The 24,530-nt window shown below is 66.8% G+C and carries 21 protein-coding genes, 1 tRNA gene and 1 pseudogene; 12 read left to right on the forward strand and 11 right to left on the reverse strand.

Annotation, left to right across the window (positions count from 1 at the left end):
• Positions 1 to 8 precede the first annotated feature (8 nt).
• Positions 9 to 320, reverse strand: a complete 312-nt coding sequence (locus DPV74_RS22375; RefSeq protein ID WP_119337987.1) for a DUF4148 domain-containing protein — start codon at positions 318 to 320, stop codon at positions 9 to 11.
• Between the two features lie 419 nt (positions 321 to 739).
• Here DPV74_RS22375 and DPV74_RS22380 point away from each other — a divergent pair, with 419 nt between their 5' ends.
• A complete protein-coding gene (locus DPV74_RS22380; protein ID WP_027788816.1) occupies positions 740 to 2,380 on the forward strand; it encodes an L-lactate permease in 1,641 nt (546 codons plus the stop codon).
• Between the two features lie 95 nt (positions 2,381 to 2,475).
• Here DPV74_RS22380 and DPV74_RS22385 read toward each other — a convergent pair whose 3' ends face one another.
• Positions 2,476 to 3,411, reverse strand: coding sequence for a LysR family transcriptional regulator (locus tag DPV74_RS22385; RefSeq protein ID WP_119337982.1), 936 nt, complete (start codon positions 3,409 to 3,411; stop codon positions 2,476 to 2,478).
• A gap of 229 nt (positions 3,412 to 3,640) precedes the next feature.
• On the opposite strand from DPV74_RS22385, the gene DPV74_RS22390 reads away from it, so the two are divergent.
• Together DPV74_RS22390 and DPV74_RS22395 are read left to right on the forward strand one after the other, a co-directional pair.
• Positions 3,641 to 5,815: a phosphocholine-specific phospholipase C gene (locus tag DPV74_RS22390; protein ID WP_060173369.1), complete on the forward strand. Its 2,175-nt coding sequence runs from the start codon at positions 3,641 to 3,643 to the stop codon at positions 5,813 to 5,815.
• A 206-nt stretch (positions 5,816 to 6,021) separates the two neighbouring features.
• On the forward strand, positions 6,022 to 6,747 hold the full coding sequence (locus tag DPV74_RS22395; protein ID WP_027788819.1) for a phosphonate utilization associated transcriptional regulator: 726 nt from the start codon (positions 6,022 to 6,024) through the stop codon (positions 6,745 to 6,747).
• Between the two features lie 465 nt (positions 6,748 to 7,212).
• Here DPV74_RS22395 and DPV74_RS22400 read toward each other — a convergent pair.
• Positions 7,213 to 7,731 (reverse strand): annotated as a pseudogene (locus DPV74_RS22400) (putative 2-aminoethylphosphonate ABC transporter permease subunit); the annotation flags it as partial.
• A 53-nt stretch (positions 7,732 to 7,784) separates the two neighbouring features.
• Positions 7,785 to 7,919, reverse strand: coding sequence for a hypothetical protein (locus DPV74_RS22405; protein WP_257943095.1), 135 nt, complete (start codon positions 7,917 to 7,919; stop codon positions 7,785 to 7,787).
• Between the two features lie 71 nt (positions 7,920 to 7,990).
• On the opposite strand from DPV74_RS22405, the gene phnA reads away from it, so the two are divergent.
• The 5 genes from phnA (at position 7,991) to DPV74_RS22430 (ending at position 13,161) form a co-directional block, all read left to right on the forward strand.
• Complete coding sequence (gene phnA, locus DPV74_RS22410; RefSeq protein WP_119337988.1) at positions 7,991 to 9,229, forward strand: phosphonoacetate hydrolase; 1,239 nt, start codon at positions 7,991 to 7,993, stop codon at positions 9,227 to 9,229.
• Positions 9,230 to 9,258: 29 nt separating this feature from the next.
• Positions 9,259 to 10,713, forward strand: coding sequence for a phosphonoacetaldehyde dehydrogenase (gene phnY / locus DPV74_RS22415; RefSeq protein ID WP_119337989.1), 1,455 nt, complete (start codon positions 9,259 to 9,261; stop codon positions 10,711 to 10,713).
• A gap of 215 nt (positions 10,714 to 10,928) precedes the next feature.
• Positions 10,929 to 11,711: an amino acid ABC transporter substrate-binding protein gene (locus DPV74_RS22420; protein WP_048025642.1), complete on the forward strand. Its 783-nt coding sequence runs from the start codon at positions 10,929 to 10,931 to the stop codon at positions 11,709 to 11,711.
• A gap of 14 nt (positions 11,712 to 11,725) precedes the next feature.
• Complete coding sequence (locus DPV74_RS22425) at positions 11,726 to 12,406, forward strand: amino acid ABC transporter permease (protein WP_059496608.1); 681 nt, start codon at positions 11,726 to 11,728, stop codon at positions 12,404 to 12,406.
• Complete coding sequence (locus DPV74_RS22430) at positions 12,403 to 13,161, forward strand: amino acid ABC transporter ATP-binding protein (RefSeq protein WP_060174258.1); 759 nt, start codon at positions 12,403 to 12,405, stop codon at positions 13,159 to 13,161. The genes DPV74_RS22425 and DPV74_RS22430 overlap by 4 nt, the downstream gene beginning before the upstream one ends.
• Before the next feature lie 37 nt (positions 13,162 to 13,198).
• On the opposite strand, the gene DPV74_RS22435 is transcribed toward DPV74_RS22430, so the two are convergent.
• Positions 13,199 to 14,014 (reverse strand): alpha/beta fold hydrolase, encoded by an 816-nt coding sequence (locus DPV74_RS22435; RefSeq protein ID WP_060174264.1) that lies wholly within the window; start codon positions 14,012 to 14,014, stop codon positions 13,199 to 13,201.
• 81 nt (positions 14,015 to 14,095) lie between these two features.
• Between DPV74_RS22435 and DPV74_RS22440 the strand changes: the two genes are divergently transcribed.
• On the forward strand, positions 14,096 to 14,710 hold the full coding sequence (locus tag DPV74_RS22440) for a CGNR zinc finger domain-containing protein (protein ID WP_060082957.1): 615 nt from the start codon (positions 14,096 to 14,098) through the stop codon (positions 14,708 to 14,710).
• A gap of 54 nt (positions 14,711 to 14,764) precedes the next feature.
• Here DPV74_RS22440 and DPV74_RS22445 read toward each other — a convergent pair whose 3' ends face one another.
• Positions 14,765 to 15,817 carry a DUF3592 domain-containing protein gene (locus DPV74_RS22445; RefSeq protein WP_060197782.1) on the reverse strand — a complete coding sequence of 351 codons (1,053 nt, stop codon included), beginning with the start codon at positions 15,815 to 15,817 and terminating at the stop codon, positions 14,765 to 14,767.
• Between the two features lie 213 nt (positions 15,818 to 16,030).
• Positions 16,031 to 16,106, reverse strand: a tRNA-Lys gene (locus DPV74_RS22450).
• Between the two features lie 190 nt (positions 16,107 to 16,296).
• Between DPV74_RS22450 and DPV74_RS22455 the strand changes: the two genes are divergently transcribed.
• Both DPV74_RS22455 and DPV74_RS22460 read left to right on the forward strand, forming a co-directional pair.
• Complete coding sequence (locus DPV74_RS22455; protein WP_027785770.1) at positions 16,297 to 16,701, forward strand: PaaI family thioesterase; 405 nt, start codon at positions 16,297 to 16,299, stop codon at positions 16,699 to 16,701.
• An 8-nt stretch (positions 16,702 to 16,709) separates the two neighbouring features.
• The gene (locus DPV74_RS22460; protein WP_021159859.1) at positions 16,710 to 17,576 is read left to right on the forward strand and encodes a patatin-like phospholipase family protein; all 867 of its coding nucleotides are present in this window, start codon (positions 16,710 to 16,712) and stop codon (positions 17,574 to 17,576) included.
• Between the two features lie 49 nt (positions 17,577 to 17,625).
• Here DPV74_RS22460 and DPV74_RS22465 read toward each other — a convergent pair whose 3' ends face one another.
• Positions 17,626 to 18,639: a D-2-hydroxyacid dehydrogenase family protein gene (locus DPV74_RS22465; RefSeq protein ID WP_027788844.1), complete on the reverse strand. Its 1,014-nt coding sequence runs from the start codon at positions 18,637 to 18,639 to the stop codon at positions 17,626 to 17,628.
• A 426-nt stretch (positions 18,640 to 19,065) separates the two neighbouring features.
• Between DPV74_RS22465 and DPV74_RS22470 the strand changes: the two genes are divergently transcribed.
• On the forward strand, positions 19,066 to 20,115 hold the full coding sequence (locus tag DPV74_RS22470) for a LysR family transcriptional regulator (RefSeq protein ID WP_027788845.1): 1,050 nt from the start codon (positions 19,066 to 19,068) through the stop codon (positions 20,113 to 20,115).
• Between the two features lie 143 nt (positions 20,116 to 20,258).
• Here DPV74_RS22470 and DPV74_RS22475 read toward each other — a convergent pair whose 3' ends face one another.
• The 3 genes from DPV74_RS22475 to dprA form a co-directional block, all read right to left on the reverse strand.
• Entirely contained in the window at positions 20,259 to 22,883 is a 2,625-nt protein-coding gene (locus DPV74_RS22475) for a DNA topoisomerase III (protein WP_060174254.1), read from the reverse strand.
• A 193-nt stretch (positions 22,884 to 23,076) separates the two neighbouring features.
• Complete coding sequence (locus DPV74_RS22480; RefSeq protein ID WP_021159864.1) at positions 23,077 to 23,457, reverse strand: thioredoxin family protein; 381 nt, start codon at positions 23,455 to 23,457, stop codon at positions 23,077 to 23,079.
• 36 nt (positions 23,458 to 23,493) lie between these two features.
• Positions 23,494 to 24,530: DNA-processing protein DprA (dprA, locus tag DPV74_RS22485; RefSeq protein ID WP_119337983.1), on the reverse strand; the 1,037-nt coding region annotated here is incomplete at its 5' end.

Raw genomic sequence — 24,530 nt, forward strand, 5'->3', positions numbered from 1 at the left:
ATCCACCGTCAGTGGTGTGCGTACGTGCCGCGATCGATCGCCTGCGGCAGCGCCGGCTTGCCCGATTCCCCGTTTGCCCTGCCGTCGCTGCCGTAGCCGGTGTCCCCGCCGCGTGCCTGCGCGGCACGGTGCATGATCGCCTGCATCTTTTCCGGAAAGTCGGGACTGCTTGCCAGGCTCGTCCGGTAGCCGGCGGCCTGCAGCTCCACGAGTTCCTGGCGGACCTCGGCGCGCGTCAGCGTCGACGCGGCCTGCGCGTGCGCGGCGAAGGCCGCGCCGATCAGCACGCATGCGCATACGGCTTGTTTCATCGTCTTCATCGTGTTCACTCCGTGAGGTTCCGGTGCCGTGCCGTGGCCGGCGCGGGCGGAATCGATGCAGCCAGTCTAGGCTTCGGACGCCAGACGAAACATCCCGCCCGCCGTCAGGCACCTTTGCCGCATGTGCAACATTGCGCGGGTGAGCCGCGCGTGACGGGCATCCTGTCGAACGCGACAGCGGCCCGCCCGCTGCCTGTCAGCCTGCGGCGGCAGGCCCGTATCGGGTCGGCACGCATCGGGCTTGTCCTCCTTGTACAAGCGCCCCGCGCCTCCTAACCTCTTTTAAGCGACCGATCGGTTGGCCGTGCGACGTCGTTGCGTGCACAAGCGCCTGAGCGCCGTCGCGATTGCGGAAGGACCGCTTTGCACCGAATCCGGGGGCGCCGCCGCGCCAGCCCCGGGTCGACTTTGGAGACGCGATGAATCCCACCGACGCCCTGCCGCCCGGCATTGTCTTCGCGCAGCCGTTGACGCCGGTCGCCAACTCGCTGCTGCTGTCCTTCCTCGTCGCCGCGATTCCGATCGCCGTCGCGCTGATCGCGCTCGGCGTGCTGCGCCGCCCCGCGTGGCAGGCGTCGCTCGCCGGCCTGGTCGCCGGCCTCGCGGTCGCGATCGGCGCGTGGGGGATGCCGGCCGGGCTTGCGTTCAACGCGGTCGGCGCGGGCATGGCGCTCGCGGTCGTGCCGGTGATGTGGATCGTCTTCAACGCGCTGCTGCTGTACAACATCGCGGTGAAGTCGGGCCGCTTCGACCAGTTCCGGCAGTGGATGCTCGACAACCTGCCCGACGATCGGCGCCTCGTGCTGCTCGTCGTCGCGTTCTCGTTCGGCTGCCTGCTCGAAGGGATCTCCGGCTTCGGCACGCCGGTCGCGATCACGAGCGCACTCCTGATCGCGCTCGGCTTCCCCGCGCTCGAAGCGCTCACCTATACGCTGCTGTTCAACACGGCGCCGGTTGCGTTCGGCGCGCTCGGCGTGCCGATCACCGTGCTCGGCGCGGTGACGTCGCTGCCGCCCGCGACACTCGCGCAGATGGTCGGCCGCCAGTTGCCGTTCTTCGCGCTGCTGTTGCCGTTCTACGTGGTCGGCGCGTACGGCGGGCTGCGCTCGATCTCGAAGCTGTGGCCCGCGCTGCTCGTGTCGGGCGGCAGTTTCGCGATCGCGCAGTTCGTCACGTCGAACTTCCTCGGCTACCAGCTCACCGACGTGCTGTCGTCGCTCACGTCGCTGATCGTCACGATCGGTTTCCTCCAGGTGTGGAAGCCGCAACCCGATCCGCAATACGCGCTCGCGCGCAGCGTGCCTGCAACAGCCGGTGCCGCCCGCGCGGGTTTCGGCGGCTGGCTGCCGTGGCTCGTCGTGTCGGTGGTCGTGATCGTGTGGGTGCACGCGAACGTCGCGGCGATCGGCGACGTGAAGATCAAGTGGCCGGGCCTGCACAACGCGGTGTTCGTGTCGCTGTACCACAAGCCGTATGCGGCGATCTGGGACTTCCAGCCGCTCGGCACGGGCACCGCGATCCTGCTCTCGGCGATCATCACGGCCGCGCTGACGCGCACCGGTGCCGGCGCGTTTCTCGAGTGCGTGGTCAAGACCTGGCGGCAGACGTGGATCGCGATCGTCACGGTGATGATGATCGTCGGGCTCGCGTACCTGCTGAACTACTCGGGAATCAGCTATACGCTCGGCACCGGCGTCGCGTCGACGGGGGCGCTGTTCCCGCTGGTGTCCGCGTCGCTCGGCTGGATCGCCGTGTTCCTGTCCGGCAGCGACACGTCGGGCAACGCGCTGTTCGGCAACCTGCAGGTCGTGGCCGCGCGGCAGCTCGGCCTCGATCCGGTGCTGATGGCCGCGACCAACTCGTCGGGCGGCGTGATGGGCAAGATGATCTCGCCGCAGAACATCGCGACGGGCGTGTCGACGACGGACCTGAAAGGGCAGGAAGGTGTCGTGTTTGCACGCACCTTCTGGCACAGCGTGATCCTCACGCTGCTGCTCGGCGTGCTGGTGTTCCTGCAGCAGCACGTGCTGACGTGGATGATTCCGGCACTGCCGAAATGAGGTGAGCGCAACGACAGAAGGAAGGCACGAGGAAAAACGAGGGAAGGCGCGGGAAAAGCGCCGGCAAAGTGCGGAACCGGCGAACGCGCGGCACGTCAGCGCGCGTTCGCCCGCCGCGCCGTTCGTCCTGCTTCATCCGCCCCGGCTGCCGAGGCCGCCGCGGCCGTGTTGCCGTCGGCCGGCAGGATGCACGCGAGAAACGCGTCGATCGCGGGGCTCTGGCGGCGCGCCTTCAGGTAGTACACGTATTCGTCGATCGTCGTGTCCACGCCGCGCAGCGCGATCACGCGCAGGTCGGGATGGCGCTCGGCCTCGCCGAGCGGAAACAGGCTGCCGCCCACGCCGTGCAGGATCGCCTCGCGGATCGCTTCGCGGCTGCCGATCTCGGCCATCGATACGGCCGCGACACCGGCCGCCGCGAGGATCGTCTCCGTGCAGCGGCGCGTCACCGAGCCTTCCTCGCGAATCAACAGCCGCACGTCGGCGAGCTGCGCCGGATCGATCGCGTCGAAACGCGCGAGCGGATGCGTACGATGCACGACAAGCACGAGCGGGTCGGTCGAGATCACCTTGCGTTCGAGGCCTTCGGCGTCGTTGCGCTGCGACGATACCGCGAGATCGATGCGGAATTCCTGCAGCGCCTGCAGGATTTCCTCGGAGTTGCCGATCCGGCACGCGAGCGCGATCGACGGATGCGCGTTCGAGAAGCGGCCGACCGCGTCCATGATGTAGTACGGCCCCGTCGCACCGATCCGCAGATGACCTTCGAACAGGCCGCCGACGTTGCGCAGCATGATATCGGCCTGCGCCTCGAGCGCGATCATCTTCTCGACGAGCGGCAGCAGCTCGATACCCGTCTCGGTGACCTCGAGCTTGCGGCCGCTGCGGTAGAACAGCTCGACGCCGTACAGCTGCTCGACCTGCCGGATCTGCGCGGCAATCGTCGGCTGGCTCACGCCCAGGTGGCGCGCGGCGCGCGTGATGCTGCCCTGCCGGACGGTCGCGTGGAACGCCTTCAGCTGATCGAACACGACTCGGCTTCTCCCCTCTTCATCGCGCGTCAGCGTAGCGCATGCGTGTGTCGGCCCCATGAAAGGCGCGTCGTGCGCCGCTTCGAAAAAAAGCTGGGGGTGAGCGCAAGAAACCTGCTGGAACCGGTCACGGCCGGGACATGCCGGTGCGGGGTAATAGCGCGTAACACACCGACCGCCGGCCCCGCTCGACCGGCGCCCCACTCCTACCGACAACAGGGTTCCCTTCATGTCTTCGAACAATCGACGCGATTTCCTGCGCCTCGCCGCGCAGTCGGCCGGTGCGATGGCCGCCTACGCGGGCTTCCCGCCCGCGATCCGCAATGCGCTGGCGATGCCGGCCGCCTACCGCACGGGCACGATCCGCGACGTCGAGCACGTCGTGATCTTCATGCAGGAAAACCGTTCGTTCGACCATTACTTCGGCGGGCTGCGCGGCGTGCGCGGCTTCAACGACCCGCGCCCGCATCTGCTGCCGAGCGGCGCGCCGGTGTGGCAGCAGCCGCCGGCATCGGTGTTCACGAAGAACTACCATTCGCGCGGCCTCGATCCGTCGGCGCCGTACGTGCTGCCGTTCTACCTCGACCCGAAGCAGACGACCGAATTCCAGCCGGGCACCAACCACGGCTGGAGCAGCGGCCACCTGTCCTGGAACAACGGCCAGTGGGACCAGTGGGTGAACCAGAAGCAGGACGTGCTGACGATGGGCTACCTGAAGCGCCAGGACCTCACGTACCACTACGCACTGGCCGACGCGTTCACGATCTGCGATTCGTACTTCTGCTCCGCGCACGCCGACACCGCGCCGAACCGCATCTACCTGTGGACCGGCACGGTCGACCCGCGCAACATCTACGGCACCCCGCCGAACGGCCCGGGCATCGGCGAGCGCGACGACGTGAACGGCTACACGTGGACGACCTACGCCGAGCGCCTCGAGCACGCGAAGATCAGCTGGAAGGTGTACCAGGGCGGCACGGGCATCCCGGGCGACCCGACCGACAACTACACCGACAACTCGCTGATGTTCTTCAAGAAGTTCCAGGTGAAGGAAGGCGCGAGCGGTCCGCTGGTCGACAAGGGCGCGTCGGACCACACGCTCGCCGAGCTGAAGGCCGACGTGCAGGCGAACCGGCTGCCGCAGGTGTCGTGGATCGTCGCGCCGTACAAGTACAGCGAGCACCCGCAGGCGTCGCCGACCGACGGCGCGTTCTACATCAACATGGTGCTCGAGGCGCTGACGTCGAACCCGGAGGTGTGGGCGAAGACGGTGTTCATCCTCAACTACGACGAGAACGACGGGCTGTTCGACCACGTCGTGCCGCCGGTGCCGCCGGTCACGAGCGGCGTGGGCGGCCAGGGCATCGTGTCGTCGAACCTGCTGTCGAACCTCGGCGACGAGCTGCTCGACCTGAACAAGTACCCGGGCGAAATGAGCCCGCTCGTGCCGGGCGCGGACCCGGGCGGCATCCAGCCGATCGGCCTCGGGCCGCGCGTGCCGCTGATCATCATCTCGCCGTGGACGAAGGGCGGCTGGGTCTGCTCGGAGACGTTCGACCATACGTCGGTGCTGCGTTTCCTCGAAGCGCGCTTCGGCGTGAAGGAGCCGAACATCAGCGCGTGGCGCCGCTCGATCTGCGGCGACCTCACGTCGGCGTTCGACTTCTCCGCGCGCCCCGACACGCGCACGGTGAGCTTCACGGTGCCGCAGCACATCGCGACGGCTGGCCAGGCGTACCAGGTGCCCGCGCAGCAGGCGATGCCGGCGCAGGAACCCGGCACGCGACCGGCGCGGGCGCTGCCGTACGAGCTGTTCGTGCACAGCCGCGTGAGCGGCCATGACGACAGCGTGTCGCTCGACTTCGCGAACACCGGCGACGCGGGTGCGGCGTTCTACGTATACGACCGCCGCAATCCGGCAACGCCGCCGCGTCGTTATGCGGTGTCCGCGCACGATCGCTTCGTCGACACGTGGAACACGTCGGCCGCGCGCGGCGATTACCATCTCGCGGCATACGGCCCGAACGGCTATCTGTGCGAGTTCCAGGGCAACACGCGGCTCGCGGCCGACGGCCGCCACGCGAACCCCGAAGCGCGGATCGGCTACGACGTGCGCAACCGTCACGTATACCTGCAACTGCGCAACAGCGGGCGCGCGACCTGCCGCGTGACGGTCGACAACGCGTACAGCCATGCGCATGCGCGCACCTACACGCTGGAGCCGGGCGAACGCGTCGAGGATCACTTCGCGCTGTCGTCGAGCCACGGCTGGTACGATCTGACGATTACCGCGACGACGCTGCGCGGCGGCGACGACAAGGTCGTGCGCCGCTTCGCGGGCCACGTCGAGACGGGCCGGCCGAGCCACAGCGATCCGGGGCCGGTGAAGCACGCGACGGCCTGACGGCCGTCACGCGTCGCGCGATGCGGGCGAGGTCGGCCCGCCGCGCGAGCACCGCCTGCCGGCTGCATCCCGATTGCATCCCGGTACGTGGAATTGGCTTTTGGAAACTGAAAACTGTTGACAATGTGTCGGGCCGAGGATATACAAGGATCATTCGCCGATATGGCGCCCTCGTTCCCTACCGCAGCCTTGCTGCCTGCCCGACCATGACAGCCCCGAACGCGCTCAGCGCCATCGAACTCCTGCAAAGCCAGTCGCTCGCGATGATCGTCCAGGACATGCTCGAGCGCGCGATCGTCTCCGGCGAATACGCACCTGGCGAGAAGCTCAACGAAGTCGAGATCGCGACCCGGCTGAACGTGTCGCGCGGCCCCGTGCGCGAAGCGTTCCGGGCGCTCGAGCAGGCCGGCCTGCTGCGTAACGAGAAGAACCGCGGCGTGACGGTGCGCGTCGTGCCGCTGCGCGAGGCCGAGGAGATCTACGAAGTGCGCGCGATGCTCGACGAGTCGGTCGCGCGCGCGCTCGCGAAGCGCATCTCGCCCGACACGCTGAAGGTGCTGAAGGGCATCATCCAGTCGATGAAGGACGCCGCGAAGTCCCACGACGTCACGCGCTATACGGAGCTGAACGTGCAGTTCCACGACGCGATGGTCGTCGGCGTCGGCAATACGCACCTCACCGATACCTACCGCCGGCTGGTGCGCCAGCTCGGGCTGCTGCGCCAGGCCGCGATCGAGGCCGAGGAAGACGCGATCGCGGTGTCCGCCGCCGAGCACGACAAGATCGTGCAGGCGCTCGCGCGGGGCGACGAGGAGCAGGCAGTCGCGCTGGTGCGCGAGCACGTTTCGCATGGCCTTGCGCGGATGCGCCGTACGCACGAACAGGGGCTGCCCGCGACGGGCAAGGCGGCGCGGGAGAAGGCCGGCGCGTGAGTGGGGGCGGTGCGCGTCATCGCACATTGATGACGAAAGAGCGTTGACCGGGCGCTCACCGCCTTCCGTTCTTGCATGGCGAGTTTCGGCTGGCTTGCTTGCCGCATCGGACAGGCGTAGCTCCGGTCGAAATCGAGGGCGCGCGGGCTGAATGCAAGGATCGCCGGCAGGCGATCATTTGCCGCGTCGTTTATCAAAGGCATCGTCCAGAACCCAGCCCGTGCCGGATTCGCAGTGCACTTGTGTGTATGCGTAAATTTTGGCAACACGATCCGTCAATGGAACGCAGGATTCACCTTTCCTGACCGTCGTTTGGCTCGGCAAACGCAGGCATGTTCTGAAGCGCTGTCCACTTCTCGTCTTTATATTTCGAGCACGCACCGGTCGTCATGGTGAGTGCGGCGAATAACAGAAGGCGCATCATTTTTTGGGATATCGTCGGATTCCAATCAGGCGTTTCGAGTGGCGCAGGCGGCGCGTGCCCATCGCGTCGGCGGCCTCGTAGAGCCGGCCGTCGGCCAGCGACAGCGCGGTGACGAGGATCATCAGCACGTGCGGGAATGACGCGGACACCCTGCTCAGCACGATGCCCGGCAGCCCGTAGATCGAATGGCCGTGCAGCAGCGGCTTCAGCAGCCCCGCGTTGCCGAACCGGTAGATGAACAACGTCGCGGACAACAGCGTCGGCGCGAGCAGCGGCAAGAGCGCGATCGGGCGCGCGGCGTTCTTCAGCGGCATGTACGAGCGCGTCAGCGCATACGCGAACGTGAACATGAACGCCATCGGCACGACGATCATCGTGACGAGCGCGCCGACCGTCAGCGAATGCAGCATCGAGCGCAGCACGCCGCTGTCCTCGAGGTAATCGACGAAGTTGTGCGCGCCGACGAATCGCCCGTCGGCATCGACGAAGCATTTCTGCACGACGAGCGCGAGCGGCAGGAGCAGGAACAGCGACATCAGCGTGGCCAGCGCGAGACGGGCCGCGCCCGCCGGCCATGCATCCAAACGCCTGTTTACCGGCACTTCGTTCATCTTCAGACCCCTTGACAGTGGCGCCGCGGCACACGGCGGATGACTGGAGGCCAGCCCTCTTGCCGCTCCGCTGTTTTGCTTTCTGTCGTCTGCATGTTGTTGACAATCAACGGATCATCAATTTTAATGTCGAGCATGGAAGGCACCTCCCTTCGGCGCGGCGCGGGCGCCGACGGCTCTACCCTTCGAACCGAAAGGAATGAACGTCATGACTGAAACGCCTGTATCCGTGGAAGTGAACGGCCGCCGCTACAACTGGATGCGCCGGCCGGTGGTGGTCGTGTGCGTCGACGGCTGCGCATACGAATACCTGGAGGAAGCCGCCGGGGCCGGCGTCGCGCCGTTCCTGCGCACGCTGCTGAAACCGGGCACGGCGCTCAAGGGCGAGTGCGTGGTGCCGAGCTTCACGAACCCGAACAACCTGTCGATCGTGACGGGCGTGCCGCCGGCGGTGCATGGGATAAGCGGCAACTATTTCTACGATCGCGACACCGGCGCCGAGGTGCTGATGAACGATCCGAAGTACCTGGTCGCCCCCACCGTGCTCGCGGCCTTCGCCGAGCAGGGGGCGCGCGTCGCGGTCGTCACCGCGAAGGACAAGCTGCGCCGCCTCCTCGGCAAGGGGCTGAAGGGCATCTGCTTCTCGTCGGAAAAGGCCGACGAGGCGACCGTCGAGGAAAACGGCATCGACAACGTGCTCGAGCTGGTCGGCAAGCCCGTGCCGAGCGTGTACAGCGCGGACCTGTCGGAATTCGTGTTCGCGGCCGGCGTGCGCCTGCTCGAGACGCGCCCGATCGACCTGATGTACCTGTCGACCACCGACTACGTGCAGCACAAGTGCGCGCCCGGCACGGAAGGCGCAAACGCGTTCTACGCGATGATGGACACGTACCTGCAGCGCCTCGACGAACTCGGCGCGATCGTCGCGATCACGGCCGACCACGGGATGAACGCGAAGCACGACGACGAAACCGGCGAGCCGAACGTGATCTACCTGCAGGAGCTGTTCGACGAATGGCTCGGTCACGACGCGGCGCGCGTGATCCTGCCGATCACCGATCCGTACGTCGTGCATCACGGCGCGCTCGGCTCGTTCGCGACCGTCTACGTGCCGGCGTCGGCCGATGCCGAGGCGCTGCGCGCGCGGCTCGCCGCGGTCGACGGCATCGAGGTCGTGCTGACGGGCGCCGAGGGCTGCGCGCGCTTCGAGCTGCCGCCCGCGCGCATGGGCGACCTGATCGTGATCTCGAAGCAGGACGTCGTGCTCGGCACGCGCCGCATCAAGCACGACCTGTCGGGCCTCGACGTGCCGCTGCGTTCGCACGGCGGGATCTCCGAGCAGATCGTGCCGCTGATCTTCAGCAAGCCGGTCGCCGGCGACGTCACGGGCCGTGCGCGGCTGCGCAACTTCGACATCATCGACATCGCGCTCAACCATCTGCAGTGATGCATACGCATCCGCAAGGGGACACACTCATGAACGCCATTGCAGCATCGACGGACGTCCGCGAGATTCGTCGCGAAGCACTGCGAATCGACGGCGAACGGATTCATCGGGACGCGGTGATCGAAGTGCGCAACCCGTACGACGGTGTGCTGGTCGGCACCGTGCCGAAGGCGACGCTCGACGACGTGCGGCGCGCGTTCGCGGCCGCGCGTGCATACCGGCCGGCGCTCACGCGTCACGATCGCGCGGCGATCCTGCGCCGCGCGGCCGACATCGTGCGTGCGCGCACGGCGGAGATCGCGGCCCTTATCACCGCCGAGGCCGGGTTGTGCATCAAGGATTCGACGTACGAGGCGGGCCGCGTGGCCGACGTGCTGACGTTCGGCGCCGGCGAAGTGCTGAAGGACGACGGGCAGATCTTCTCGTGCGACCTGACCCCGCACGGCAAGAAGCGCCGCGTGTACACGCAGCGCGATCCGCTGCTCGGCGTGATTTCGGCGATCACGCCCTTCAACCACCCGATGAACCAGGTTGCGCACAAGATCGTGCCGTCGATCGCGACCAACAACCGGATCGTCGTGAAGCCGTCCGAGAAGGTGCCGCTGTCGTGCTACCTGTTCGCGGACATCCTGTACGAAGCGGGCCTGCCGCCGCAGATGCTGCAGGTGCTCACCGGCGACCCGAAGGAGATCGCCGACGAACTGATCACGAACCCGGCGATCGACCTCATCACGTTCACGGGCGGCGTGTCGATCGGCAAATCGATCGCGGCGCGGATGGGTTACCGGCGCGCGGTGCTCGAACTCGGCGGCAACGATCCGATCATCGTGATGGAAGACGCCGATCTCGACGAAGCGAGCACGCTAGCGGTGTCGGGTTCGTACAGGAACTCGGGGCAGCGCTGCACCGCGATCAAGCGGATGCTCGTGCACGAGTCGGTGGCCGATCGCTTCACCGGGCTGGTCGTCGAAAAAACGCGTGCGTGGTCGTACGGCAATCCGGCCGATCCGTCGGTGGACATGGGCACGGTGATCGACGAAGCGGCCGCGAAGTTCTGCGAGCAGCAGGTGAACGACGCGATCGCGCGCGGGGCGCGGCTGCTGGTCGGCAACGTTCGCGACGGCGCGCTGTATTCGCCGACGGTGATCGATCGCGTGACGCCCGACATGCCGCTCGTGAAATACGAAACCTTCGGGCCCGTGTCGCCGATCATGCGTTTCCGCGACATCGACGAAGCGATCAGGATGTCGAACAGCACCGACTATGCGCTGTCGTCGTCGGTGTGCACGAACCGCTTCGATCACATCACGCGCTTCATCACCGAGCTGGAAGTCGGCAGCGTGAACGTGCGTGAAGTGCCGGGCTACCGGCTCGAACTGACGCCGTTCGGCGGCGTGAAGGACTCGGGGCTGGGGTACAAGGAAGGCGTGCAGGAAGCGATGAAGAGCTTCACGAACACGAAGACGTATTCGCTGCCGTGGTGAGCGGTGTGTAAGCCGCGCGCACCGGTTTCGCGGCCGGTGCGCGCGTCGATCGGTGCGTTGAGCGGCGCGTTGATCGACGCGTTATTCGATCGGCTCATATCGATAGCCGATTTGCGTTTTTGCCGTGCCTCGACGCGTCGGTAGAATTCGCGGACTTCTCGAACGGCACGCGCGTGCCGCGGGATCATTCCCTCCAATCATTCGGGGTCCGCACCATGAAAATCCTTCGCTCCATCCTGGTCGTCGCCATGCTGCAGGCCGTTTCGGTCACGAGCGCACTGGCGGCCGACGACCTGTCTCAGATCAAGTCGTCCGGCGTGTTCCGGGTCGGTACCGAAGGGACGTACGCGCCGTTCACGTACCACGACGAGACCGGCAAGCTGACGGGCTTCGACGTCGACATCGCGACCGCGATCGCGCAGCGTCTCGGCGTGAAGCCGCAGTTCGTCGAAGGCAAGTGGGACGGGTTGATCGCGGGTCTCGACGTGAACCGCTACGATGCGGTCGTCAACGAAGTGTCGATCACCGACGCGCGCAAGGCGAAATACGATTTCTCCACGCCGTACATCACGTCGCGCGCGGTGCTGATCGTGCGCGCGGACAACACGACGATCCGCTCGTTCGACGACCTGAAGGGCAAGAAGTCCGCGAACACGCTCACTAGCAATTTCGGCAAGCTCGCGGCCGCGCATGGCGCGGACGTCGTGCCGGTGCAGGGCTTCAACGAATCGATCGACCTGCTGAGCTCGGGGCGCGTCGACGCGACGATCAACGATTCGCTGTCGTACCTCGATTTCCGCAAGCACAAGCCGGACGCGAAACTGAAGATCGCGGCGACCGACGCGGGCGGCGCCAGCGATGCATCGGGCGTGCTGCTGCGCAAGGGCAGCCCCGCGCTGGTGGCCGCGATCGACAAGGCGCTCGCGGACATCAAGGCCGACGGCACCTACGCGAAGATCTCGCAGAAGTATTTCGGCCGCGACGTGTCGCAGCCGTGACGCGAGGCTGAACGATGCCGGCCTGGCTTCACCTGATGGCGGAATCGCTGAAGCCCCTGCTCGTCGCGGGGCTCGTGTTCACGGTTCCGCTCACGCTCGCGTCGTTCGCGATCGGTCTGTTGCTCGCGTTCGGCGCGGCGCTCGTGCGGCTGTTCGGGCCGCGCTGGGCGCAGGCCGTCGTGCGGTTCTACATCTGGCTGTTTCGCGGCTCGCCGCTGCTCGTGCAGCTGTTCGTGATCTTCTACGGCTTGCCGAGCGTCGGCATCGTGCTCGATCCGCTGACGGCCGCCGTGATCGGCTTCTCGCTGAACGTCGGCGCGTACAACGCGGAGGTGATCCGCGGCGTGATCGAATCGATTCCGAAGGGGCAGTGGGAGGCCGCGTACTCGATGGCGATGACGCGCCCGCAGGCGCTGCGCCGCGCGATCCTGCCGCAGGCCGCGCGCGTCGCGCTGCCGGCTTTGTCGAATTCGTTCATTTCGCTGGTGAAGGACACGTCGCTCGCGGCCGTGCTGACCGTGCCGGAGATCTTCCAGGCCGCTCAGCGGATCGCGGCCGTGACCTACGAACCGATGATCCTCTATACGGAAGCCGCGCTGATCTATCTGCTGCTCAGTTCGGTGCTGTCCACGCTGCAGCGTCGCCTCGAAACCCGCTTCGGCCGTCACGCGCTGTTCCAGGCGGAGTTGCGATGATCCGGCTCGAACGCATCGACAAGTCGTTCGGCACGCAGCGCGTGTTGCACGGGATCGACCTCGCCTTGCAGCCCGGCAGCGTGACGGCGCTGATCGGGCCGTCCGGCAGCGGCAAGAGCACGCTGCTGCGTTGCGTGAACCTGCTCGAAGTACCCGAGGCAGGTGCGCTGACGGTCGGCGACGCCCGCATCGACTTCTCGCCGACGCACCGGCCGGCGCGCGACGCCGTGTTCGCGGTGCGCCGCCAGACCGGCATGGTGTTCCAGAACTTTCAGCTGTTTCCGCACCTGAGCGTCGTGCAGAACGTGATGGAAGGGCTCGTCACCGTGCAGCGCTGGCCGCGCGAACGGGCCCGCGAACGCGCGCTCGCGCTGCTCGAGAAGGTCGGTATCGCGAACAAGGCCGACGCGTGGCCCGGCACGCTGTCGGGCGGCCAGCAGCAACGCGTCGCGATCGCACGTGCGCTTGCGCCGTCGCCGCAGGTGCTGCTGTGCGACGAGCCGACGTCGGCACTCGATCCGGAGCTGTCCGTCGAAGTCGTCGAGGTGCTGCGCCAGCTCGCGCGCGAAGGCACGACGATGCTGATGGCGACGCACGACCTGCGCCTGGCCGCGTCGATCGCGCACGACGCGGTGTTTCTCGCGGAAGGGCGCGTGGTCGAGGCCGGTGCATCGCGTGACCTGTTCGGCGACCCGCGCGATCCGCGCACCGCGAAGTTCATCTCGACGCTCGCGCAGGGCGTGCCGGTGTTCTGACGCGGCACGCGACAAGCGACACGCGGTACAGGCGGCGTCAACCTTTCCCTGACTGGTCGAGTACCGCCGCGACGATCGCTTCCGGCGCATCTTCCTGCACCAGGTGGCCCGCTCGCGGCACCTTGATCAGCTGGCCGCCGGCGATGCGATCGGCCAGCGCCTGCCCCTGTTCGAGCGGAATCCACGCGTCGTCCTCGCCCCATACGATGCGCACCGGAAAGTCCGGTGGCGCATAACGGGCCTCGGCTTCCTCGATGTAGTGCTGGCGCATCTGCGCGATCTGGCGATAGAACGCGGCCTGGCCGGCGGGCGTGAGCCACGGCGCGCGGTAGATCGACAGCGCCTCGTCGCTCAGCGGCCGGGCGACGGCGTTGCCGAGATAGGCCGACACAAGTGCGTGATGCGCATACGCGGGCAATCCGGTGAAGGCAGCTTCGTGCTGCGCGACGTGGCGCACGAACGGCGAACCCTGCGGCGCAATCGCGACCGGGTTCACGAGCGTGAGATCCGCGTAGGCGACGCCGTCGAGGAAGTGCGCGCGCAGCACGGTGGCGCCGCCGTAGTCATGCGCGAGCACGCGCGGTCGCGAAATGTTCCATGCGTCGAGCATCGCGCCGAACAGCGCGTTCTGGCGGCCGAGCGACACGTCCGCATCCGGCATGTCGGATTGACCGTAGCCGAGCAGGTCGTAGAAGAACACGCGATGACGGCGCGCGAGCCACGGTGCGATCCGCCGCCACACCTGCGACGAAAACGGCGTGCCGTGCACGAGCACGAGCGGCGGGCCTTCGCCGAACGTTCCCCAGGCAATCCGGTGGCCTTCGAAAATGAAGCGGTTGGCGAGTTCGAGCATCGGCATCTCCGTGCTAACCTATTTTGGTTGTTAACAGGTTACTCCGGATCGTCCGGGTGTGAAACCGATAGGTGAAAATAAATGGTTACTCGACACGAACCCGTGCGACATGCGCATGAATGGGGGGCAGCCGATTTTGTCGGCGGCCATCCGGCGCTCGACTTCCTCAACACGGTGGCCGACACGGGCAAGACGCGCGACGCGGACAAGTTCGTCGACTGGCCGGCCGTGCATGCGTGGGCGGAGCGATCGGGGTTGCTGGCGCCGGCCGATCTGGCGCGGCTTCTGCGTCATGCGCGGCAGGACGACGCCGACGCACTGGTCGCGCTGCATCGCTTTCGCGAGGAGGCCTACACCGCGATCGCACACCTGACGGCCGGCAGTGGCGGCACTGCCGGCGCGCGCGCGGCGGGCCGGCTCGCCGTTGCGATCCGCGAGGCGATCGGGCGCAGCGCGTTCGATGCGGTCGACGGCCGGTTCGCGTGGCGGCCCGACGCGCGCGTCGCGTCGCGCTGGGTCGACGCGGCCGCACTCGGGTTCGAGCATCTGCTGCGCAGCGACGATTTTGCGCGCGTGCGCCAGTGCGGCCGTTGCACGTGGTTCTTCGTCGATCGCGGGCGCGGCGTCGGGCGGCGCTGGTGCGACATGCGCACCTGCGGGAACCGCGCGAAAGTGGAGGCGTTCAGGGAGCGGTGACGCGCGCGCCGAGCCGGTCGTCGTGCCGCGCGGTGCGCGGGCGGCACGCGAACGTCATGGCGCGGCTTCGTGCGGCGGATGTTCCGGCCACAGCGTCGCGGCGATGAACAGCCCGGCCGCGAGGAACGGCGCGCCGATCGCGAACAGGATGGCCGTGAGGCCCCAGTGATCCCAGAAGCGGTCGACCACCGCGCGCTCGGGTGTGACGGGGTCGTACAGCACGTTGACCGCTTCGCCTTCGTGCAGGCCCGGATGCGACGACGCCGAACCCTGCGCGAACTTGATCTGGCGTCCGCTGTCGGTCGTGAACGCGACGATCGCCGAATACAGCGACGTGCGCGCGCGGGGCGAGTGCGCGTTTTTCGCGATCTCGACGACATGGCCGGTGGAACGCGCATAGTGGTGGATGACCTGCCACTGGCGCAGGCCGGCTGCACCGGCGCCGGCGATGAAGCCCGTGCCGATCGCGATCGGAATCAGCACGATCGCGATATCCCAGCGGCTGCGCACGTGCTTGCGGGCGCGGCGGGCCGGCGGCGGGGCGGACGACCGGCGGCGGCGCTCACCGGCGATCAGCAGGCCGCCGATCGCGAACGACGCGATGGCGAGCAGCGCCGGCACGATCGCCGGAAACCAGCGTTGCGCGAAATCGTCGATCAGCGCGGGGCGTTCGGGGTGGCCGGGGTCGAGCCATACCTCGACGTTCTCGCCGATGTCGTAGGCGGGGACGGTCGATGCGGTATTGCCGGCCACTTCGCGGCGCTGGCCGTCGTTCGCGAGGTACGCGACGATCGGCCGGTACGCGCGCATCGCGTCGCTGTCCTGCACGATGCGCACGACCGTGCCCGGTGCGCGGACCAGCTGGCCGGTCGCCTGCCCGGCCGTCACGGCGAGCATGCCGGCCAGGACGAGCAGCACGACGCCGAGCGCCATCGCGACGAGTGCGTCCCTACCCGGCATGACCGGATCCGGTTCTTCGTGCTTCGCACTGCGGATTCCGGCCTGATCGGGGGGATGGCGTGACCCGCCGAACCGGCCGATATCGGCGCAACCAGGCCCTCTGAATGGTCGCGTCCCGTTCACATGCTTCCATGTCTGACGTCCCATGCTCTCTCAGTGCCGACGGGCGAATGACAGTGCCTGCGCCGGTCGTGTGATATTTGTCGGACGATTCTAGCGGAAACGATGCGGAAGATGGGTGCGCTCGCGTACCGCGAGGGGCGCGCAACGCGAAGCGAGGCGGCGTAAATGAACAACGGCAGGAAAGCGGCGTAAACGGAAAAGGCCGGTCAGCTTGCGCTGACCGGCCTTTGAAATTCCTGGTGGGGCGTGAGTGACTCGAACACTCGACCTACGGATTAAGAGTCCGCTGCTCTACCAACTGAGCTAACGCCCCCAACAGAAGAAAGATTATGCACGAGCATTTCAGGCTTGGCAAGTCCTTTCTGCAAATTTCCTGAGAATATTTCGTCACGACAACGGTGGCTGCCGGCCCGATAACGAGCGATCGCAGTTTTCGTGCTCCCGGTATGATGACGCCACACGTGTTGCGCGGCGGTCGCGCAACGCTTTCTGGGCTTTCGAAGATGGACGAAAACGCAGTCCGCGAATTGCTGGACCGCCTGCTGGCCCCCTGGGTCCGCTCGCTCGGTCTGGTCCCCGTGTCGATCGGCGACGACAGCGTCACGCTGCGCCTGCCGTTTTCCGGCGAATTCCGCCATTCGGGCGGTGTGATCTGCGGCCAGGTGTTCACTGCGGCCGCCGATACCGCGATGGTGGTCGCGATCTCGGCCGCGCTCGGCGAGTTCCGGCCGATGACGACCGTGTCGTTGAACACGAACTTCATGCGTCCCGTGCGCAAGGGCGACGTGCTCGTCACCGCGCGCGTGCTGCGGATGGGTCGCAATCTCGTATTCGGCGAAGTCGAGCTGTTCGACGAAGACGGCAAGATGGCCGTTCACGCGACGTCGACCTACGCGCTCGTCAGCTGAGCGGCGCGATGTTCGACCAGATCGTCTTTGCGGGCGGCGGCAATCGCTGCTGGTGGCAGGCCGGCTTCTGGGACGTCGCACAGCCGGCGCTCGGCCTGCGCCCGCGCGTGATCACCGGTATCTCGGCCGGCGCGGCAACCGCCTGCATGCTGTATACACGCGACGCCGCCTGGGTGATGCGCTATTACGAAGAGGCGCTGCGCCACAACCGGAAGAACGCGTACTGGGGCAACCTGTTCGGGCGCGAGCCCGTGTTTCCGCATTACCGGATTTATCGTCAGGCGCTGCTCGACATCTACGGCGAACCGTTCGCGAAGCTTGCCGCGGCGCCGGAGATCCGCATCGGCGTGTCGCATGTGCCGCGCTGGCTCGGTGCGCGCAGCGCAGTCGCCGCCGGTCTCGTCGCGTACAACATCGAGAAGTACGTGCGCAAGACGCTGCACCCGACGCTCGGGCGCACGCTCGGCTTTCGGCCCGAATTCGTACGTGCGCAGGCCTGCACGCAAGTCGAGGAACTCGCCGACCTGATCCTGCAGTCGTCCTGCACGCCGCCGTTCACGCCGGTGTTGCGCCGCGGCGGCCGGCCGGTGCTCGACGGCGGGATGGTCGACAACGTGCCGGTCGACGCGCTCGACCCGACGCCGGGCGACGTGCTGGTGCTCGTCACGCGGCTGTATCCGCGCCCGCAGATGTTCACGGTCGCGCATGGCGAGCAGCGTCGGCTGTACGTCCAGCCCTCGAGCAAGGTGCCGATTTCGAGTTGGGATTACACGAGCCCGTCGCAGATGCGGCATGCGTACGATCTCGGTCGGCGCGACGGCGAGCATTTCCTCACGCGCGTCGACGCGATGACGGGCGGCCGCGTGGCCGCCTGACGATCGGGAACGGAGGTGCGGGGCCGCGCGGCGTGCGCAGCCCGCGCGGTCAGCGCTTGCGGATCGGCGTCAGCGCTTCCGGGTTGGCAACGCTCGACATGTCGCCGTCGTCGAACGCGAGGATGTTGCGGAACGCCGCGCTGAAGTAGAGCTCGTAGCTTTCGCGCTCGACATAGCCGATGTGCGGCGTGCAGATCACGTTTTCCATTCGCAGCAGGCTGTAGCCCTGCAGGATCGGCTCGCTCTCGAACACGTCGATCGCGACCATCCCCGGACGGTTGTGCGACAGCGCGTTGACCAGTGCGTTTTCCTCGAGCAGTTCGGCGCGGCTCGTGTTGACGAGCAGCGACGTCGGCTTCATCCGCATCAGGTCTTCCTGCTTCACGATCCCGCGCGTGTCGTCATGCATGCGCAGGTGCAGCGACAGCACGTCGCTCTGCTCGAACAGCGCTTCGCGGCTTTCGGCGGCCGTATAGCCGTCGGCGCGCGCGGCCTCGAGCGAATGCTCGCGGCCCCAGATCAGCACGTTCATCCCGAACGCCTTGCCGTAGCCGGCGACGAGCCGGCCGATCTTGCCGTAGCCCCAGATGCCGAGCGTCTGGCCGCGCAGCACCTGGCCGAGGCCGAAGTTCGGCGGCATGGCCGACGTCTTCAGTCCCGACTGCTGCCAGGCGCCCTGCTTCAGGTTCGCGACGTACTGAGGAATGCGGCGCTGGGCGGCCATCACGAGCGCCCAGGTCAGCTCGGCGGGGGCGACCGGCGAGCCCGTGCCTTCGAGCACCGCGATGCCGCGATCGGTACAGGCTTCGAGATCGATGTGGCTCGACACGCGGCCGGTCTGGCTGATCATGCGCAGGTTCGGCAGCTTCGCGAGCAGTTGCGACGAAATCGGGGTCCGTTCGCGAATCAGCACGAGCGCCTCGACTTCCGCCAGACGGCTGGCGAGTTGTCCCAATCCGCGCACCGTATTGTTGAAGACCTTCACGTCGTGGCCGGCAAGCATCTCGAAGCAGTTCAGCTTGCGGACGGCGTCCTGGTAGTCGTCGAGGATGGCAATTTTCATGATGAGCGGGTGTCGCGCGTTGAAAGCGGCGGTGGCGGCGGCGCACCTCGCGCACCCGTCCCGCCCGGCCGGGGCCGACATGATGCTATGTCAGCCGCCTTCGTGGTGTCTTTTTAACAGGTTGTTACGCTCCGCCGCAATTGGCGGCGGCCTGACCCGGCGCCGCTCGCGGGAAGGGCAGATGGGTGCGCTGTTGTGTCGCATCAAATACGTCCTTCCTGATTCGGCCGCTTACACGACGAGGTTCACCCAATTGTTGTCCCAATCGGAATAATTGGATCAACTATCCGCAGAGGGCGAGGATTTTTGACTATTTTTATCGTCAACCGGGGCCTTGTTGAGCAACTCTGCATCATTTCCGCTGTCGTAGGAGAATTACGCATTTGCTTCATCTTTTTGAAGTTGTAACAGCGGCAGGAGTCGTTTATGGATCATTTGCAGTCGATGCGCGTGTTCGTCAAGGTTGCAGATCTCGGCAGTTTCGCGCGGGCCGCGAGTGCAATGGATATCTCCAACGCGGTCGCGACGCGTCACGTCGCCGATCTGGAGGGCAGGCTCGGCACGCGTTTGCTGAACCGCACCACGCGCAGCCTTTCCCTGACGGAGTCAGGCCAGGTCTATCTGGAGCGTGCCCGCCAGATCCTCGATGAGCTGGAAGACGTCGAGCAGATGGTCGTCGCGCGCAATCACGAGCCGGTCGGCACGCTGCGCATCGTCGCGCCGGTCGTGTTCGGCCTGCATAACCTCGCGCCCGTGTTGCAGTCGTACACGGAGAATTTCCCGAAAGTGGTGCCGGATCTCACGCTGGTCGACCGGCAGGTCGATCTGGTCGAGGAAGGTTTCGATGTCGGCATCGTCGTCACGCGCCAGATGCGCAGCGCGAGCATCGTCACGCGGCGCCTGACCACCGGCTGCATGACCGTGTGCGCGACGCCGAGCTATCTGGAGAAGCACGGCGTGCCGACCCATCCGGAGCATCTCGCCGAGCATCCGAGCCTGAGCCTGCCGACCGAATACTGGGGCGACGAGCGTGTGTTCACGGGGCAGGACGGCGAAGTGCGTGTGCGCCCGACCAACGTGATTGTCGCGAACAACACCGCGATGCTGCGCCAGTTCGCGCTGCTCGGGATGGGTGTCGCGATCCTGCCGAGTTACCTGATCGGCAGCGACATCGCGCGCGGTGCGCTCGTGCGGTTGCTGCCGGATTTCCGGCTGCCGCAGGTCGAGATCAACATCGCTTACCCGAGCCGGCGCCATCTGCCCGCGAAGGTGCGCACGTTCATCGACCACCTCGTCGAGCATTTCAGCCACGCGACCGACGCGACGATGGGTGAGCAGTGGGCCGCGCAGAGCTCCGCGCTCGCGCCGATCGGTGTCGAGACGCGTGCCGAGCAACCGGAATCGGCCGACCCGAACCTGTCGCCGCGCCTGCCGCGTTCGCCGCGCACGCGCGTCGCGGCGCCGTCGCCGCTGTAACGGCGCGACGGCCCGGGCGACCGGGCGTCGGTTACCGCCGGCACAAAGAAAAAACGCGGATCGAGCAGTCGATCCGCGTTTTTTTATAGCTGCCTGCCGAAGCAGGACGCGCCGGGAGAAAGCCCGTCCCGGCGTCCAGGCTGTTACGAGCCCGTCTTGCGGGCCGTCGTCTTGCGAGCCGCCGTCTTGGTGGCTGCAGTCTTCGCGGCGGTCTTGCGAGCCGGTGCCGGTTTCTCTTCTGCACCTTCCGTCACGGTTTCGGCATCCTTCGTCGCCGATTTCGCAGTCTTCTTCGCGGCGGCAGCCTTCGGTTCCTTCTTCTCGAACTCGAAGCCGATCTTGCCGTCCGGCTGCTTCACGAGGAACGCCTTGAAGTTGCGGCCGGTGCGCGACGACTTGAAGTTCGGCAGCAGATCCGTGCGGCCGTCGGCCAACAGCTTGCCCATCTGCTCGCGCGTGATTTCCTGCTGCAGGATCACCTTGCCCGAGCGGAAGTCGCACGTCTTCGGGTTGGCCACCGAGTGCTCGCACACGTAGCTCATCCCGTGCTCGAACACGCGGCCCTTGCACTTCGGGCACGCGCCGACCGGCTCCTGCGTGGAGAAGTCGGGCGCCTCGCCTTCCTCGCCGCCCGTATCCTGGCCGAAATCGAACTCGAGCTTGTAGTTCTTCGTCTCGTCGTCGAACGAGAGCTTCAGGATCGCCGAGAACGGGCGGCCCATCTTGCTGCGGAATCCGGAAAGCGGACCGATCGTCTTTTCCCGCAGCAGCTCCTCGACTTCCGCAATCTCGAACTGCCGGCTGCCCGGAATCTTCGAGATCGAGAACTCGCACTTCGTGCACGCGAAGCGGCGGTAGTTTTCCTTCACCTGGCCGCCGCAGTTCGGACACGGCGTCTCGAGCGTCGCGTAATCGCCGGGGATCGTGTCGGAATCGTATTCCTTCGCGCGCTTGACGATCTGCTGCGTCATGCGGGCGATTTCCTGCATGAAGGCGTCGCGTCCGAGGTTGCCGCGCTCCATCTGCGACAGCTTGTATTCCCATTCGCCGGTGAGCTCCGGCGCGGTCAGTTCCTTCACGCCGAGCCCGCGCAGCAGCGTCATCAACTGGAACGCCTTCGCGGTCGGGATCAGTTCGCGGCCTTCACGCACGAGGTACTTTTCGCCGAGCAGGCCTTCGATGATCGCCGCACGCGTGGCCGGCGTGCCGAGGCCCTTCGCGGCCATGGCTTCGCGCAGTTCGTCGTCCTCGACGAGCTTGCCCGCGCCTTCCATTGCGGACAGCAGTGTCGCTTCCGAATAGCGTGCGGGCGGCTTCGTGACGAGCGCGACGGCGGCGATTTCGTCCGTCTTCACCTTCTCGTCCTTCTGCACCGGCACGAGGTTCGCATCCGCGCCTTCGGCGTCGCGGCCGTACACCTGCAGCCAGCCCGGCTCGACGAGCACCTTGCCTTCGGTCTTGAAGTGATGGCCGGCGACTTCGGTGATCCGCGTCGTGACACGGAATTCGGCGGCCGGGAAGAACACGGCGAGGAAGCGCTTCACGACCATGTCGTACAGCTTCTGTTCCGGCTCGGACAGCGACTTCGGTGCCTGCAGCGTCGGGATGATTGCGAAGTGGTCGCTGATCTTCGAGTTGTCGAAGATGCGCTTGTTCGGCTTCACCCAGCCCTTGTCGAGCACCTGCTTCGCATGCGGCAGGTAGTTGTGGCTCTCCTTGAGCATCTCGAGCGTGGACTGGACCGTCGACAGATAATCTTCCGGCAGCGCGCGCGCGTCGGTACGCGGGTAGGTCAGCACCTTGTGCTTTTCATACAGCGCCTGCGCGAGACCGAGCGTGTTCTTCGCGGAGAAGCCGAAACGGCTGTTCGCTTCGCGCTGCAGGCTCGTCAGGTCGAACAGCAGCGGCGACAGTTGTGTCGACGGCTTCGATTCCTCCGAGACCGTGCCGACCTGGTCGCGGCACGCGGCGACGATCGTTTCGGCGGCCGGCAGGCTCCACAGGCGGGAGTCGCGCTTTTCCGGATCGAATTCATCGCGCTTGAATTTCGGGTCGAACCACTTGCCTTCGTAGAAGCCGCCCGCGCACGCGAATTCCGCCTTCACTTCCCAGTAGTCGCGCGGGATGAAGCGGCGGATTTTCTCTTCGCGTTCGACGACGATCGACAGCGTTGGCGTCTGAACGCGGCCAACTGTCGTCAGGAAGAAGCCGCCGCCCTTGCTGTTGAACGCGGTCATCGCGCGGGTGCCGTTGATCCCGACGAGCCAGTCGGCTTCCGAGCGGCAGCGTGCGGCGTCGGCGAGCGGTTGCATGTCGGTGTCGCTGCGCAGGTTCGCGAAGCCGTCGCGGATCGCCTGCGGGGTCATCGACTGCAGCCACAGGCGCTGGACCGGCTGCTTCGCCTTCGCGTGCTGCGCGATCAGACGGAAAATCAGCTCGCCCTCGCGCCCCGCGTCACATGCGTTGATCAGGCGGTCGACGTCCTTGCGCTTCATCAGCTTCGTGAGCACCTTGAGGCGCGACTCGCTTTTTGCGATCGGGTTCAGGTCGAAATGCGGGGGGATAACGGGCAGATGCGCGAAGCTCCATTTCCCGCGCTTGACCTCGTACTCTTCCGGGGCGGCGATTTCCAGCAAGTGGCCGACAGCGGACGAAAGGACGAAATCGTCGCTCTCGTAATACTCGTCATGCTTGGTAAAGCCGCCCAAAGCGCGTGCGATGTCGTTCGCGACAGAAGGCTTTTCCGCAATGATCAGTGCTTTGGACATGACAGGTGTGTGTTGGTAGACCGGGTTCGCCGGTTGTGGGTCCCTTTAACGACCGCTTTATAGCACACGCCGACGCGACGGCGGCTCGGCGTGCAAAAAGCGGCTCATCATAGAGGGGGCCTGCAACGGCGGCAAGCGCCCGGCGCGGCGGCGCGCGCAAACGGGCGCAAAACCACCGGGCCGGCTCGTGAATTCAGGCTTCGACGGTCAGGACGTTGCGCAATTTCGGTGCGTGCGGCGCACCGGGTACCGCACTCAGGTCGGACAGCATCCGCTCGACGATTGCCGCATGCGGCAGCACCGTGCCGAAGAAACGTGCGGTGTGGGTATCTTCGATCAGGATCGTCGGGAAGTTCTCGACGTCGAGATCGTCGAGCTGGTCGGCATGCGTTTCGATGTCGATCCAGGCGAAGCAGGCGTCCGGATGCGCGTCGGCGAGCTGGTCGAAGGCCGTCCGGTAGTCGCGGCACGTGCCGCACCACTCGGCGCACAGGCAGGCGACGAGCAACGTGCCGGGATCGGCGAGGCGCTCGGCGATCCGATCCGCATCGGTGTCGAGGTTCAGCGCGGGCATGGATTTCCTTGGATATCATCGGCGGCGTGGCCGCCCCTATGCGGGGGAATGTAGCACGCCGTGCGCGGCCGGGGTGGGCGCTGCGTCAACGCGCGCGAAGCGTCCGCCGGGGACGCTCGCGACGCGACCGGCCAGCTCGAGCGCGAGCAGCGCGCCGTGCAGCACGTCGTCGGCCAGGCCGCTGTGTTCGGCAAGCCATTCGTAGGTGACGGGGCCGTATCCCAGTGCGGCGAGTACGGCCTGTTCGGACGGGCTGTGGGGTCGCGCTGGCGATGCTTCGATTCGCGCCGGCGGGCCGGTTGCAACGAGCGGATCGGCCTGCGCGACGCTAGCGGCCTCGGTTCCGCGGAGGTTGGCGGCGCTGGCGAGCTGATTTCCGGTGCACGATGCATCGCCCGTCGCGCGAACCGCCGGTTCGCCCAGCCCGTACTCCTCGAGCACGTCGAGCGGCGCCGCCGTCAGCTTCGCGCCGTCGCGGATCAGTGCGTGGCAGCCCTGCGCGAGCGGCGCGTGGATCGAGCCCGGCATCGCGAACACATCGCGCCCCAGTTCGTTCGCGAGCCGCGCGGTGATCAGCGAGCCGGAGCGCGGGGCGGCCTCGACGACGAGCGCGCCGATCGCGAGCGCGGCGATCAGCCGGTTGCGTTGCGGGAAGTGTGCGGCGCGGGCCGGTGTGCCGAGCGGCCATTCCGACACGATCGCGCCGTGAGCGGCGATTTCGTGGGCGAGCGCACGGTGTCGCGCCGGATAGACGAGATCGGCGCCGGTCGCGATCACCGCGACCGTGCCTGACCGGCCGTCGAGCCCGCCGCGATGCGCGGCGCCGTCGATTCCGAGCGCGAGGCCCGACACGATCGGAAGCCCGGCGTCGGACAGCTCGCGGGCGAAGCGCGTCGCGTCGGCGAGACCTTGCGGCGTCGCGTGGCGGCTGCCGACCACGGCGAGACCGCGCGCGTGCAGCAGGTCGAGACGGCCCTTTACATATAGCAGCGGCGGCGGATCGTGCAGGTCGCGCAGCCGCGGCGGGTAGGCCGGATCGTTGAGCGTGACGAGCGCGTTGCCCGGCGCGTCGA

Source organism: Burkholderia sp. HAN2018 (assembly GCF_024704855.1).
GTDB classification, from domain to species: Bacteria; Pseudomonadota; Gammaproteobacteria; order Burkholderiales; family Burkholderiaceae; genus Burkholderia; species Burkholderia cepacia.